At 59.4% G+C, this 14,542-nt stretch carries 15 protein-coding genes; 5 read left to right on the top strand and 10 right to left on the bottom strand.

Going from position 1 to position 14,542, the window contains the following annotated elements; all coding sequences use genetic code 11:
* Positions 1–428: 428 nt before the first annotated feature.
* Complete coding sequence (locus CO675_RS07870; RefSeq protein ID WP_097671462.1) at positions 429–869, bottom strand: VirK family protein; 441 nt, start codon at positions 867–869, stop codon at positions 429–431.
* A 688-nt stretch (positions 870–1,557) separates the two neighbouring features.
* Here CO675_RS07870 and CO675_RS41355 point away from each other — a divergent pair.
* From CO675_RS41355 to CO675_RS07890, 5 genes are all read left to right on the top strand, one after another.
* Positions 1,558–2,082, top strand: coding sequence for a hypothetical protein (locus CO675_RS41355; RefSeq protein WP_245452671.1), 525 nt, complete (start codon positions 1,558–1,560; stop codon positions 2,080–2,082).
* A gap of 2,020 nt (positions 2,083–4,102) precedes the next feature.
* The gene (locus tag CO675_RS39830) at positions 4,103–4,492 is read left to right on the top strand and encodes a hypothetical protein (protein ID WP_143278912.1); all 390 of its coding nucleotides are present in this window, start codon (positions 4,103–4,105) and stop codon (positions 4,490–4,492) included.
* Between the two features lie 41 nt (positions 4,493–4,533).
* Positions 4,534–5,223: a response regulator gene (locus CO675_RS07880; protein ID WP_097671463.1), complete on the top strand. Its 690-nt coding sequence runs from the start codon at positions 4,534–4,536 to the stop codon at positions 5,221–5,223.
* 28 nt (positions 5,224–5,251) lie between these two features.
* Complete coding sequence (locus CO675_RS07885) at positions 5,252–6,703, top strand: type II and III secretion system protein family protein (protein WP_097671464.1); 1,452 nt, start codon at positions 5,252–5,254, stop codon at positions 6,701–6,703.
* A gap of 10 nt (positions 6,704–6,713) precedes the next feature.
* The gene (locus CO675_RS07890; RefSeq protein ID WP_097671465.1) at positions 6,714–7,379 is read left to right on the top strand and encodes a CpaD family pilus assembly lipoprotein; all 666 of its coding nucleotides are present in this window, start codon (positions 6,714–6,716) and stop codon (positions 7,377–7,379) included.
* 128 nt (positions 7,380–7,507) lie between these two features.
* Here CO675_RS07890 and CO675_RS07895 read toward each other — a convergent pair whose 3' ends face one another.
* From CO675_RS07895 to CO675_RS07935, 9 genes are read right to left on the bottom strand one after another with little or no spacing between them, the layout of a single operon-like run.
* Positions 7,508–8,545 carry an EscU/YscU/HrcU family type III secretion system export apparatus switch protein gene (locus tag CO675_RS07895; RefSeq protein ID WP_097671466.1) on the bottom strand — a complete coding sequence of 346 codons (1,038 nt, stop codon included), beginning with the start codon at positions 8,543–8,545 and terminating at the stop codon, positions 7,508–7,510.
* Positions 8,542–9,363: a type III secretion system export apparatus subunit SctT gene (sctT, locus tag CO675_RS07900; protein ID WP_097671467.1), complete on the bottom strand. Its 822-nt coding sequence runs from the start codon at positions 9,361–9,363 to the stop codon at positions 8,542–8,544. Before sctT ends, CO675_RS07895 begins: the two co-directional genes overlap by 4 nt.
* A gap of 10 nt (positions 9,364–9,373) precedes the next feature.
* Positions 9,374–9,649 carry an EscS/YscS/HrcS family type III secretion system export apparatus protein gene (locus CO675_RS07905; protein ID WP_016844749.1) on the bottom strand — a complete coding sequence of 92 codons (276 nt, stop codon included), beginning with the start codon at positions 9,647–9,649 and terminating at the stop codon, positions 9,374–9,376.
* Between the two features lie 2 nt (positions 9,650–9,651).
* The gene (gene sctR, locus CO675_RS07910; protein WP_097671468.1) at positions 9,652–10,317 is read right to left on the bottom strand and encodes a type III secretion system export apparatus subunit SctR; all 666 of its coding nucleotides are present in this window, start codon (positions 10,315–10,317) and stop codon (positions 9,652–9,654) included.
* Positions 10,310–11,428, bottom strand: a complete 1,119-nt coding sequence (sctQ, locus tag CO675_RS07915) for a type III secretion system cytoplasmic ring protein SctQ (protein WP_502693371.1) — start codon at positions 11,426–11,428, stop codon at positions 10,310–10,312. Before sctQ ends, sctR begins: the two co-directional genes overlap by 8 nt.
* Positions 11,425–11,961: a hypothetical protein gene (locus CO675_RS07920; protein ID WP_097671470.1), complete on the bottom strand. Its 537-nt coding sequence runs from the start codon at positions 11,959–11,961 to the stop codon at positions 11,425–11,427. The genes sctQ and CO675_RS07920 overlap by 4 nt, the downstream gene beginning before the upstream one ends.
* A complete protein-coding gene (gene sctN, locus CO675_RS07925; RefSeq protein ID WP_097671471.1) occupies positions 11,937–13,292 on the bottom strand; it encodes a type III secretion system ATPase SctN in 1,356 nt (451 codons plus the stop codon). The genes CO675_RS07920 and sctN overlap by 25 nt, the downstream gene beginning before the upstream one ends.
* Positions 13,289–13,912, bottom strand: coding sequence for a type III secretion system stator protein SctL (gene sctL / locus CO675_RS07930; RefSeq protein ID WP_097671472.1), 624 nt, complete (start codon positions 13,910–13,912; stop codon positions 13,289–13,291). The genes sctN and sctL overlap by 4 nt, the downstream gene beginning before the upstream one ends.
* Positions 13,909–14,541, bottom strand: a complete 633-nt coding sequence (locus CO675_RS07935; RefSeq protein WP_097671473.1) for a nodulation protein NolU — start codon at positions 14,539–14,541, stop codon at positions 13,909–13,911. The genes sctL and CO675_RS07935 overlap by 4 nt, the downstream gene beginning before the upstream one ends.
* Position 14,542 lies beyond the last annotated feature (1 nt).

Raw genomic sequence — 14,542 nt, forward strand, 5'->3', positions numbered from 1 at the left:
GAACAGTCGGGATACAGGATAAGAAGGCGCTAAATGACGATGGTTTGGCCGAGGATTAAGCGCGAATTATCGCGGCCCGGTGGATTAATCGCATTGGAAGGAATGTCTCACAAGAGTCGCGGACAAGGATGCGAGCGTACTTTGGCGACCCGTTTTTTTGGTTTAGTGAGGCTCCTTGGCTCCCTGATAGTGCGAGCATAGCCGCAACTGCCGACCTTCCGATCACAAAGATCCGATGAGCATGGTCAGCCCTCATATGGCAGCTTTGAGCGAACTGGCGCAACTTCGTACAACTCGGACCCCGGGCGAAAGACGGTCAGAAACAATCTGGCCGTCTTCACGATCTAGATTATCGTACCATGTTCGGTGAAGCATCCACGCGTTAAGGAAACGGCTTCGAAGTGCGGTCCCAGCGCAGTGCTCTTCGTTTACCAGATGAACTTCGCGCCATCAGGCAAGTCGCAGATGAATTCGCCTTGGTTCACGAGTTCGGTGGTCCCGACGACAAGCTTCGAGGCCCGCACCGTGAGCTTGCCTTCGCGGCTGAGGCTATGGCGGATGTACTCGGTGACGGCATGTCCGGCGCTGTCCACCGTTTGGTGCGCATTGGCGAAGCTGATGCCGTTCTGGGGCGTCACCCTGAAGGCATTGATGACCAGACCGGCCTGCGTCGCCGACGCAGGCTTGCTACCCTCCGCGTTGGCACAGCGGCTCATGTCCAGGATGAGCTTCACGTTCTTTCCGGTCTGCAGGGCATTGAGTACCTCGGTGTATTTCGGCGAAGGCTCGTCGGCTCTCGCCATCGCGCTCATGCTTGCGGCCGAAAGCAAGGACAACAGGATCGTCAGCCCTTTGCCAGTAAACTTCATATGCTCATCTCCCTCGATAAGTACCACAGATCGCACGTTGCAAGACGTCGTCCCCGCAAGCCGTTTGGCGGATTCCAGACATCAAGCACGCCGCGCCTGCGACAAAAACAGCCTGTCGCGACCAGGCACAAGTGGTTGTGACGGCTATTCGGACGTCACAACCTCGTAGGTCAGGTTTGCTAAAGTGGCACGACCTCGTGCGACATCGCTGGAACGACTCGACCGAGCGCCGGCCGCTTAGAACTACAGACGGCAATCGGTCGCGCCAATCCAACGGAGGCCAATACGACCGAGGGAATGCGGCCCCAAATGTGCCTAAGCGGGCGACTTCCGAAAGAACACTTCGACCAACCGCATCTGCCAGCTTGTCCACGTTGAGACCTGGCAAGGTCTCTCTGCCACCGGACGATAAGCCGGCAATGGGTGGCTGGGCGAACAAGCTCAGTAAAGGCACCCGATCTCGCCCTCGTCGAAACAGGAACCCAGATGGCACAAAGAAGTGTCGACTTCTAATATATCGCTTTGCGTGGCTTCCGTCTGGCTGACCGCTCACCTCACCGAACTGAATTCATCCGGCACCCCTCAAACGGATACTGGCTTGCTTTCCGGTTCGTCAGCTTCTCGAAAGCTGCACCTGCAACACTCCATGCCAACGACCGGCACTCGAGGAGAGCTCGAAGAGAAATGAATGTTGATCCACGGAATCCCGCAGATACTCCCCTTGGAGCTCACGACGTCGGGCAGCAGGGTGGACCGGCAGCCAGACGAGCCGAGCGCACACACCGACGCGCCGACGCACAGGTCCGAGGATCAAGCAAGCTTCGAGCAGCAGCTAGATGACTTGGATTCGGTCTACCCCGCGAGCGATTCAGTCTCCCTTATGGCAAATCCCGGGACGGCCAGGTCTGCGCCGAACGAGGTCGCCACGGTAACCGGTCGCTATCCAGCCACATCATTTGTCAGCGCCCGCGCTAAGCTTGCGGCAACGCTGACAGGCGCCACGCTTGATGCGCTCAGAAATGAGATCGACCTCGCCGACCAGCAATCAGCACGTTGGTCGCCAGCGGCTACAACTTTCGATGACAGTGTCGATCGGGACCGCATCTTCAACGAAGTGGCGGGGTCATCATATGTCACGGCGCTTCCAGAACCAGGGCAGCGATTCCAAGCCGCGCACGGAAGTCAACACGAGCGCAATATCGCATGTGCGTAACGCGGCGAGGGACCACTCTTCGGTTGGAGATCCTCTGGAACGATATCCTATGGACCTTGCGCGCCCGGCTGGATGGCATATGCGCGGCAAGACAACAGCTTCTCCTTCCGTGTCGTTAGTTGAGGATCCGTCAAAGCTGGTCGTTTCGCGCGACCATTGGGCGCGAGCAATCGAATGCGAGCACGTTGCACACATACACCGTACCGAGGTCCTCGGTTTGGACGCCAGACGACGTTCTGAGCAGTATCGGGCTCGGAATGAATGTCGAGGATCAGGACAACATCGATGCAGATGTGGATCTGATGTGCTCGCTGGGCTGAGCGCCAACTAGAGAGACCGAACGCCTGTTTCTAGACGGCAATCTCGACGACTACCGGACCGCCCGCGACGCAAATCCGTACAGGCGTGATGGCACTGAATAGACAACCTACCGACGTGCTCTATTGCGAAAACGTTCATCCATGTGCAAACACCGAAACAGCAAGCCAAGGAAGGGCTTGAGAATACGCGCAAACAATCACGAACAATGGCCAGCATAGCATACGCATCACGCGGCCATTAAAGGCTCAATCGCCGCCGACATCGCGAGAGCGCGATCCGGCGCGTGGTGCCCATTCGACCGCCCCTTCAAAGGTGTTCTTCGACGTCACTCATTCGGGCGGGCTTTGGCTATTGCCTGACATCGATCCGGTCGCCGCGTTCGTTCCGAGATAGAACTCATGTCGTGAGCCGGAGAACGCCTTCCGTCTGATGCGGGACACGTTCGATCCGAAGACCTCAACAGGATCGCATGACTGAGCGCAGTAGACGCCGCATCAGCCACGGCAAGCGGCGCAGCCGCCCGATGCATATCCGCCGCTTGAATGTGTTCCATCAAAACAATTGATTTTGCCAATCCTGCATGAAGCCTCCATAGTCGGCTGCGGTCTTTGGAGGCAGCATTCAGGAATGTGGTGTAACAATCGATTCTCTGTTCAATCCCTTGCCGGTCAATTCCACCTCGGCAATCGCGCGTCTGCATCCAGGACGTTAAGCTCACGCGTCAGATCAACGCTTCTTGCGGCCAGCCACAGTCTGCCTGCCAATCGCCACGTGTGAGGCAATCTGGCAATCGCACGCCCACGCGCGCTACGGCTTCCCCCTTAACGCGCAGCAACGATGACTGCCTCATGCCATCCTTGCAGGTGAGGCTGCGCGTCATAGAATTTGGAGATACGAAATGCTCACGACGTTGGAGAAAGTAAGACCGACCGCAATCCTCAAAGCTATGACCGTATCCAGACTTCCTCGCTATCGCTTCAAGACGCGCGTAAGTGTGAGGGTACGTTGTAACCAATTGTTAAAGACACTTGAATCTCACCCAACGTCAGATTGTAGGATTTCCGACAACCTCGCGACACAAAACCACGCTCGCGCGAACACTTCCTGACAGGCGGCAAGAATTGCGAACGTCTTCCAAACTCAACACCGCGCCGCTTCGCTCCGTCACACGGATCGATTACTCCGCCTATGTGCAGCACGAAGGACGCAGCGCCGCCCCTGCCGGATCAAGATTTAGCATGCGGGCCGAAAGCGGGCTCTGTTTACCTCGCGCTGTCCATGCAACACGCGACCAAAAACTCGAGCTCCGATCATTCCGCCGCGGCTCATCCAAGATGAGATGCAGCTGGCGCAATGACCTCGATCAGAGGCGTCGTAGCCCCGACGAGCGGCTCCCCTATCTGCCCCTCATTCACTACTGTCGATGGGGCGCAGCATCGGACGCGCCAAAGCATCGAGATCGTTGGCGCCCTGCAAGTCTATCATCGGCCAGGGAGCGGTTTTCTCAGTAGTTCGGAGGCACATCGATCTGTTCGTCGTACATCGCTGCGCCGGAGGCATCGTCCAGATGCGTGGCCTGAAATTGTCATTCACGCGGAAAAGCTTGCGTCATCGGGACTTGGCGACGCCACAGGCTCGACAGCATAGCAAGATTGACCGCGGGGCCGGGGCAATGTGGGAGTGGTGGGGAGTTCCAACAATGTCGGTTTCACCAGGCTGTTCAGCAACAAATCCATCGGCTCGTTCCTGGGCATTGGCTTCGATTGCGCGCTCTAGCGCCATCATGATCGAAGCCGGCTACTCAGTGCGTGCAGACATCGCTGCGATCGATGCTCAGATCCGCCAATCGGCTGCAACCGCTTGCGGCCTTGTAAATGATTTCGCATTTTTTCCCGGCACAAAGGGCCCGCTCGGCATCGCCGACGACGCATGCAGTCACCGTCGGGTCATCGCATTTTACAATCTCATGATAAGGACGTCACCGAGATTGATCGCCCACCACCACGCTACGCATCGTCGCTGCCGCACCTTTGCGCTCATGTCAAAACGGACGTCTGTCAGTTTCGTCGAACCTCTTGGTCAACCGTGACGCGCTTAAGGTCTTGGCGTGGATGGACGAGAGGCGATGAAATGCGAATTCTCCTGGTTGATCATCATGCGGACTTTGCCCGTGCTGTGAAGGAAGCGCTCCCCTATTGCGGGTTCGCCGTTGACGTGACACGCACGCTGGATGAGGCGGCGGCCGCGCTGGATTGCGCCAACTACCACATTCTTTTGCTCGAATTGGTTCTGCCCGATGGAGACGGCTTGGATTGGCTGAAGCAGCTGCGGCGCGAGGGACGCTCAATGCCGGCCATTATGATGAGCAGTCTCAACGATCTCGGCCGGCGGATTGCGATCTTCAATGCGGGCGCGGACGATTTCCTCCCCAAACCCGTATCTACCGAAGAACTCATCGCACGCATGCGGGCCATTCTGCGGCGGTCGACGCAAATGACGGCGCCGCTCGTGACATTCGGCAATCTGCATTTCGACCCCATTGCAAGGCAAGTCGCGGTCGGTGGTCGGATACTGAAGATTGCTCGCCGCGAAGTGTGCATTCTTGAACATTTGCTCAACCGTGCCGGCCGCACCGTGCCGCGCGCATCGCTGGAGGACAGCCTTTATGCGTTCGACGATGAGGTCTCGGCCAATGCGTTGGAAGTCGGAATCTATCGCCTGCGCACGCATTTGAGCCAGTCGGGGGCGACGCTCAGGATCAAGACCGCGCGCGGCGTCGGTTACACCCTTGAACTCATTGAGGCAGCCTCGGCTGCCTGACTAAATCGAACTCGAAAGCAACAATCCCTTGAAGGTCATTTACAATGCTGCCGGCACTGATGGGCCGTCGATGCTCGTCAGGACGTCGCGCTGTGCCGTTTTGTCTCGCCTCTGCTACGTCCTGTGCGGACTTGCTCTGCTGTTTTCATCTGCTGCGGCAGCCGAGATCAAGCGGGATAGCAAAGGAGAACCGCCACGCGCGGCGCCCGGCGGCACCTCCGGCACGCTGAACCTGACTTCTTCACAAGGCAAGACAGTTCATCTGACCGCTGCGGCGACCAGCATCTTTGTTGCTGACCCGACGATTGCGGATTATCAGGCGCCGTCGAACACGACGATCTTCGTGTTTGGCAAGAAATCCGGACGGACCAGCCTCTTTGCGCTGAACGAAAACGGCGAGGCTCTCGCCGAGCTGCGCGTGGTCGTTACACAGCCGATCGAGGACCTGCGAGCAACGCTTCGAGCCGAGGTTGGCGACTATCCGATCCAGGTGAGCTATACCCCACGCGGCGCTATCCTAAGCGGTACGGCGCCCAATGCCGAGGTTGTCGAGACCGCCAAGAAAGTTACCGAGCAGTTTCTTGGGGCCGGGTCACTGGTCGTCAACAAGATCCAGGTCGCCGGCTCGTTGCAGGTGAATCTCAGCGTACGGGTCGCAGAAGTCTCCCGCAGCGCCGTCAAGGATCTCAATATCCATTTCACCGCATCCAGCCCGAACGGTGCCTTTTTGATCAGCGGCAAAGATGGCGGGTCCGGCGCGGCCGGCGGCGGCACGATCGGCATCGGGTTTAGCGCTGGCAATACCAACCTCAGTGCTGTTCTCGACGCACTCGCCAGCGAACACCTCGCCTCGATCCTGGCTGAACCTAATCTGACAGCGATGTCCGGCGAGTCCGCGAGCTTCCTTGCCGGCGGCGAATTCCCAATTCCTGTGATGCAGGATAATCGGCAGGTTTCGGTCCAATTCCGCCAGTTCGGCGTGAGCCTCGAATTCGTTCCGACGGTTCTCAACAATAATCAGATCAATGTCCGTGTGAAGCCCGAAGTCAGCGAGCTGTCGAGCGAAGGCCAAGTCAAGATCAATGGCATGGAAGTCCCTGCCCTCTCGACGCGGCGGGCCAGCACCGTGGTCGAGCTCGCCAGCGGTCAGAGCTTTGCAATCGGCGGCTTGATCAGGCGCAACTTCAACAACGACATCGGCGAATTTCCCTGGCTCGGCGACGTGCCGATCCTTGGCGCGCTGTTTCGCTCCTCATCGTTTCAAAAGCGCGAAACCGAGCTTGTCATTATTGTCACGCCTTACATCGTGCGGCCCGGATCGAACCCGGGCCGGATGAGTGCGCCGAGCGATCGCATCGCACCGCCGTCGGACGCGGGCCGCATTTTGACGAATACGCTGGCGCGACCGCCAAAAGACCGCAATGCGCCCCGCACCAGCGCACCAGGATTGACCGGCAGCGCCGGCTTTATCATCGAATGAGGATCGTCAAATGACTCTGCGACATCTGTGCCATTTGATCGTTATGGCGGCAACGTTGGGTGGATGCGCAAATAGTGCTTCGGTCCGTTCCGAGCCGGCTGAGCAGGCGATCCAGGTGGAACAGAAGAGCAGCGTCTTTTTCTTGCAGAGCCTTCGTGGCTCTGAAAGGCATCGGCTGCGGAGTTTCATTGCGCATGCCAGTGGCGGTCGGCGGGATGCACTCCATATTGATGTCACCGGCTCACCCCGGCTCATTGCACAAGTGGCCCACGAGGCCCGTGCGATGGGCATCGCCCCCTATAACATCCGCCTGGCCGCCTCCCCGATCGATCTGCCCGCCCGCTTCGGGGTGCGGATCGAGGCCATCACCTTTGAGGCCCATCCTCCCGTTTGTCCATCGCTTTCCCTCGTCGGACCTGCGGTAAACGACAATTCATTCGATCCGACCCTTGGCTGCTCGACCAGAAACAATCTGGCAGTCATGGTCAACGATCCGATCGACTTGCTGGACAATCGATCTGTCATGACAAGTAGTGGCGATCGCGCCGTCAGTCCTCTTGCCAGCTACGGCACCTTTGCCCCGCCCAACAAGAGCAAAGAGGAAGATGGAGGGAGCAACAGGGCAACACCGGAAGCCCCCGCGGCGACGACGAGGGACGTACAGCCCCCTCGATGAGGGGCTGGCGCCACCGTCAAGATGATCCAGGGTTTTTTCGTTCCGATTGAATTGGAACGGGTCTCTATAGATTCTCGCTCTGGCGCGTTTCTTCACGCGAACCGGGACCCGCTTCGCCCGGAAGCACTCTAGACCAGGCCGCCAGCGTAAAGCGCTTTTGCGACCGCCTCGAAATATTGCGAAGGAACCGGGTTGCCGAGCTTTGCTGTGCCGAGCAGCTGTCGCGCCAGGACGTCGTCATCCACAACCTTGAGGCCCAGCGCGCGCGCCTGGCCAAGCAGTTTGGAAGCAGTTTCGCCCTCGCCACGGCAGACCAGGATCGGCACGCCGGTTTCGCCGCGAACATAGCGCAGCCCAACCAGGGTTGTGGATCCCGTTAGGATCAGGTTGGCGCGATGAACGCCAAGGGGAGCCTCGTTCGCGGACTCCTGGCGCAGACGCCGATGTTCGCGTTTCACTTGCGGATTGCCTTGCTGTTCCTTGTTCTCGCGCTTGGCCTCGGTTTCGGTCATGCGCATCTCCTGCAGGAACAACCAGCGCTGGATCAGAAGATCAGTCAATCCGCCGACGAGAAACGCCCCGCCCGCAATCCCGGCCAGCAGCTTGACCTCGGTGAAGACCAATCCGAGACAGCCCATGCCACAGACCGGCAAGTACACCAACGCTTTCCAGCTAGCGGTCACGGTGAAGAAAAAGCACGTCCCGAGGAGCACTACCTTAACCAGAGTCTTGCCAAGCTCGATGGCCGATCGTTTCGATGCGATCCGCGTCAAGCCCTTGATGGGATCCAGTTTCTCAAGTTTCGGCTTGAGTGGCTCCAAAGCAATCATGAAGCCGCCATTGGCCAGAACATTGGCCAGAAGGGCAGCTGCCACGGCCGCCGCGAGTAAAGGCCCGACCGTTGCGATCGAAAGTTCCAGTAAGCCGCTGAGCGCCTGCGGAACGGCGCTCGTGAAAGGCTGCTCCTGCAGTTTGTCGATCAGCCGGACCGTTTCATGCCACTTGTCTTCGATCGCTCCCGCTCTCCACCACAGACAGGAAAGACCGGCGCAGGCGCTGACCCCGCTCACCAAATCCGAACTGCGCGCGCTCTGCCCCTTCTTGCGTGCATCGCGCAGCTTCTTGGGTGTCGGAGGAAGCTTTTTCTCCTCGCTCGTGCCGCTCATTTCAAGAGCTTCTTGAAATGCTCGAGTACGTTGTTCGACGTCAGGATTTCAGCTCCCGCATATTCGAGGAGATAGACGGTGTAGCTGACCATGATGACGCCGAAGGCGACATTCTTGATCGTAGGCGAAAGATCGTTCAGCTTTAGCTGCGATGCAAAGCGGCCGAGCATCATGACCGACACGTCGATCAGCAGCAGCAGGGCCAGCACGGGCCCGGCGACCAATAGCGTCGTCAGCATGATATGATCGAGAAGGGCGAGGCATTCCATTGCCCCTTGTGCCGTGACCGCAGGCAGGAACCGATACACGGGCCAGATCAGATAGCTGCCATAAAGGCTGCTCACCATGGTCTGAAGGCCGCCGACCAGAACGAAGATCGTGACCGCAGTGACACCGAGAAAAAGCCCGGTTCCCGACGCCTGGCTGTGCGTCGCAGGATCTTCCGCCGCGACCTGGCTTGAGATTCCTCTCTGGGTATCGATGATGTCGCCGACGGCCTGGATGCTCCATAGGGGAATGCTGAGCAGGATGCCGAGCAGAAGGCCGACGAAGACCTCCTTCAAGCCGAGCATGGTGACGCTGACCAGGCGCGTGTTCGGGTCGAGCGTCTCCAGGCCCAGCTTGATCTGCGCGAGGCACGGTAGTCCGATCGCAATCGTCAGACTGCCCCGAATCAGGCCGCTGATACGCGGCCGCGTAAAAACGGGAAGCACAAGCATGATGCCTAAGGCGCGGGCCGCGCTTAGGCCGGTTGCCGCGACAAGTTCGATGCCGCCCTGGACGAGAGCGTGCGCATCGGTGGGTGACAGGCCAGCCATCCAGGTCCCGCTAGTATCTTGCGGTGAGTGCAGGAAACTCGCTGAAAATGCGCTCGGCCTGTTCGATGAGCGGAGCACTGAGCACAGGAGAGAAGCCGGCGAGCACGGCGACGACGACCAGAAGCTTCACCGTCAGGGGCAAGGTTTGATCCTGGAGCTGGGTTGCCGCCTGGATGAGGCCAATGATCAATCCCGAAATCAGAGCCGCGAGGAGCGGCGGCAGAACCCAGATCATGAAAAGCACGAGCGATTGGCTCAGGTGCATGAGGATGCTGGCTTCGTTCATTGTCAACCTCCGGGCGTCGTGTAGCTTAGTACCAGCCCGTGCATGAGACGTGACCAGCCGTCGATGGTGACGAATAGAAAGAGCTTGAATGGAACAGATACTACTGTCGGCGATACCATCGACATCCCCATGGCCATCAAAATCGTCGTGACGATCAGATCGATGGTGATAAAGGGAAGATAGAGAAGAAAGCCGATTTCGAAGCCGCGCTTGAGCTCCGAGATCAGGAACGACGGCACAAGAATCACAAAATCATCAGCCGTGGCACTGCCGCGCATCTCCTCCGACCAGACATGTTCGGCCGACGATAGGAAGAACCGGCGCTGCTCTTCATTGGTAAACTTCTTCAGATGGGCGCGCAGCGGCTCCTGCCCCTCCTTGGCGGCCGTCACCCAGTCATCGAACGTTTGGTAGCGGAGTTGCGGATCCGTCAGGCGGTTGTAGGTCTGCTCAAACACCGGCGCGCTGATGAAGACCGTCAGGATCAGCGCCGCCCCATACAGGACAATGTTGGGCGGTATCGATTGGGTTCCGAGCGCGTTGCGCACCAGGAAAAGCACAACGGAGACCTTTATGAAAGCGGTCGTGGTAACGACTGCGAAGGCTAGCAGGCCGAGGCCGACCGTGATCGCAAGAAGCGCCAGGATGCTGGGTTGAATCTCAGTCATTGACCGCCAACCTGCCGCGTAACCTGACGGCAAGTTCCTCGCCGATCCGCACGATATCGCCGCGGCCGATACGCTGGCCGTTGGCAAGAATATCGACGGGGCCGTCAAGCGACCGGCCGAGTTCGAACACATGGCCTTCGTTGATGCTCCGCAAGGTTCCAATCGACATCGGCCAGCGGCCACATTCGAATACGAGCGTGATCTCGAGACTGTCGATATCGGCCTCGGAAGGGAGCTGTTGTGCTTGGGGTTGTGTCGTCATGTGTCCACTTTTCAGGGGGTGGGATTGCGAGCGAAATGGCCCCCGCAGGACCAGCCTTTCGTCGGCGATCTCGGCAGGAGCCCACAATGCGCTCGCAGTGAGGATGACCTGGCCTCGAGCAAGCGGAATAGCATCTGGCAGCAGCGCATCGCCTTGCTGCGCCTGACGAAGAAGGCCGATCGTGATGCGGAGCGAGCCAACCTGGCCTGCGACAATGATAGGCAGTTCAGAACGAAGCTTGGGCGTCTGTCGCGGCAATCGGCCAAGCATTTCGCCCAGGACGCTGAACGCGGGCGGAACCAGAGCGTCAAGAGACGAGAATAAAAGCAGGCGAACCTTAGTCGCGAGCTGACCATAGGCAACGTCGAATTCCAGGTATGGACCTGATTTCGCCGCTTCATCGGTGCGGAGAAGCTGCAAATTCCGCTGCATCAGTCGCTCCAGTGGAGCGAGCAACGGCTCTAGCGCCAGTTCAAGGACCAGCGAACGCGTCGGCTCGGAAGGTAAGCTCAGGCCGTTCTGTATGGTTGCAACCAGCGCTTCAGCAAGCGGGACGGGCAAGGACAGGACGAGCATTTCGCCGCCCGCGTCAAAGACACAATCAAGCATCGATGTCTCAGTCGGCTCGACCTGCCAGACAAGCCGATTTATACGCAGCGATAGCGGCTTGTCGCCGAGACGGCTTTGCAGAGGTCCGCGGAAAACCGCGATCTCATTGAGCCACGAGACCACAGCATGCGAGAGGGCCAGCTGCGCTCTGAATGGCACCGATCTGTCCGGCCTCTGGGTCGCAGGCGACACCTGCTCCTCACGGCATGCTGGCGTTAAGGTAGAAGTATCGGCCATCAGCTCGGCTCGTCTCCCCGTTGGGCGGACGCGCCTCTGCGGTAGCGAAGCAACACCTCATCATCGGCTTCGATTTCCGTCGCGGCTTCAACATGAGCATTGGTGCTTCGCTCAACGTCACGCTCGATCTCTTGCCATTTGTGGGACGCCGCCGAACGTTTGGCCCAAAGCGTCCGCGCCTCAAGGACTGCAGTCTCGGCCTGATCTTGAGCCGAGCGCGCCTCGTCAAGAACCCGCTGGGCTGCCGCGATGTCCTCCGCGAGTCGACCGATGATAAGATGATGGCGGCGCTCGAGTTCGCTGACGGATATCGCGTTCTCCGATAACATCTGCCGATAGAGCTCGGCTTCGACCCTTGCGCGGTGGCTTTCGGCATTTGCAAGCTGCTCGCAAGCCTGTGCGACAGCTTCATCTGTGACGCGGCGCTTGGCTTCCATGTTGGACAGCTCACGAAGGGCACTCCGCTCCCTCATGTCCTTCACCAGCCGCAATTTCGACGCATGAACACAGTTCATGCGGTCAGACGCGACATCCATGCCACCGTCTCCCCAAAATTGCATGCTTCGTCCTGGCCTTGACGCAGGAACGTGCGCAACTCCTCGATCGAGGCGATCGCCCGGTCGGTCAGCGGATCGGAGCCTTGCTTGTATTCGCCGACCTTGATCAAGAACTCGGCTTCGGCGTGGCGCGAGAGCAGATCACGGAACAAGGAAGCGGCCTTGCGATGCTGAACAGACACGACGGCATCCATGACGCGGCTTCGGCTCGACAGCACATCGATTGCCGGAAAATGCTCTCGCGAGGCTAACGCGCGCGAGAGAATGATGTGCCCGTCAAGAATGCCGCGAGATTCTTCGGCGATTGGGTCGCCCGTGCCGTCACCTTCGACAAGCACGGTATAGAAGGCCGTGATGGAGCCATGCTCGCCCATGCCGGCCCGCTCCAACAGGCCCGGCAGCAGTGCAAAGACGGAGGGCGGAAATCCGCGCCGGGTCGGAGGCTCTCCCGCGGCAAGGCCTATTTCGCGCATCGCGCGGCTAAAGCGCGTCAAGGAATCCATCATCAGAACGACACGCAGCCCCTGATCACGAAAATATTCGGCCAGCGCCGTCGCCATATGGGCGCACTGAGCCCGCTCCATGGCCGAACGGTCGGAGGTCTCAACAACGACGACCGAGCGGCGGAGCGCATCGCCAAGATGGCGCTCGATGAATTCACGCACCTCTCGGCCGCGTTCGCCGATCAACGCGACAATCGTGACGTCGGCGGCTGCACCCTTGACGATCTGCGACATCAGTGTCGACTTGCCACAACCGGCGTCTCCATAGATTCCGATCCGCTGGCCTTCTCCACATGTCAGGAGTCCATCCAGGACACGAACGCCGAGCGGAAAAGACTGTTCGATACCGCGTCGTTTCATGGGGTTAGGCGCCTTACCGCGCAGCGGGCGCACTTCGCCAGCCTTTATGGGGCCCTTACCATCGAGCGGACGACCGAAACTGTCGATCACGCGGCCGAGCAAATCGGGGCCGACCGGCACTTCCTGCATTCGCCCGGTCGTGACGACTTCCGCACGGTTGGACAAGCCGACCATGTCACCGATCGGCGTGAGTAACACCCCGTCCGGCAACAAACCGATCACCTCGGCCTCGAGCGACCATCCGCTGCGGGGATCCTGCAAGAGGCATAGTTCCCCAACCCGGGCCTCCGGCAGGACGGCATGGAGCAGTGTACCGATCGCCCGCGTGATCCGACCGCGGACGGCACGCGTGTCGATATGCTTAGCGGAATATCTCAAGGATGAGAGTGCGGCGTGGACGGCCCCTTCTTCAGCGGCAGCATTGTGGGTCGGTCGTTGCGTGGTCATGGCTCACCTTCGTGCGAAGGCAAGCCAAACCCCAAACGAAGCGCGCGGAGCTGCGCGGCAAGTCCGAGGTCGACATTGCCAAACTCGCTCCACAAAATGCATTGGTCCGCCGCGAGCGCCGGATCCGGCTCGATCCTGACCTTGGGCCGGCCACCCTGTCCATTGTAGGCTGCAAATTCACTAGCAAGCAGATCGGCCTTTAAGGGCGATACGTGAAGGCAAACTTCCGTGTTCTTGTACTTTTGCTCGATCGCGTGACGAACACTGCGCACCAGCATCTCGCCCGGATCAAAGGCGCCAAGCAAATCGCGCACGATCTCAATGACCAGTTCGGGCAATTGCTGCTCCAGAACGGCCTTTCGCTGCGCGAGTTCACACGCAGCCTGCGCAATAAGTCGTGTCATTTCCTCTGCGCCCGCCTTGACTCCCTCGGCATGGCCGCGCCCCCGTTCCCGCTGATAAGCTTTGCGTCCCCAGCTGCGAACGCGCTGCAGGTGCCGTTCGGCAGCGGCCCGTGCGTTTACGGCGTCATGCCAGATCTTGAGCTCGGCTGCCGGGATCAGGGGTCCAAGCGGGCAGATTTGCGGGGTCACGGGCAATGCTGGGACGTCGACTGTCATACCGTGGCAGCCTCCGCCCGAAAATGGGCCATAACCAAGGAGAGCAGCGAGCCTGCGGCACAACGGTGCTCAGCCGCCGGATTCTCCGCAGCAGTCCCAACGGGCAGGCGTAGAAGCACGCGGATACGGTCGAGCGCTGGAGCCTCGTCGAGCCAGGCGCCAAGACAGGCATGTCCATCATGTTCAATCTGTCGCAACAGGTGCTCCGGATCGGCAATGGGCGTTGTTGCGACCGCACTGGATAAATGCCGGATGGCGAAAGCATGCGCTTCAGCACCGATCGTTTTGATCAAAATTGATAGATCGTGCTTTGAAACCAGCTTCAGGACGGAGCGTGCATGCCAGAGACCGCCGGCGAGCAGGGCAGCCCGCCGCGGATCATGCCCGAGCAAAGGATCCTCGTTCCAGCCAGCTCCGCTCAAATCGACTTCGTGGCCGACCAGCAGTGCGGCCAGTCTTGGCTGCAGCCTAAAACACTGCTGTAGTCGGAGCAACGTGGCAGGCGACAGCAGCGGATCAAAACAGGCAGCAAAACGGCTCGGATGAATCGAGGCAACAAGCTCGCGCAATCGATCGGAAGCCAGCGTGAACGAACGATTGGGTTCGGTGGGAGACGTTGATACCGACATG

The organism is Bradyrhizobium sp. C9 (assembly GCF_002532045.1).
Lineage (GTDB): Bacteria > Pseudomonadota > Alphaproteobacteria > Rhizobiales > Xanthobacteraceae > Bradyrhizobium.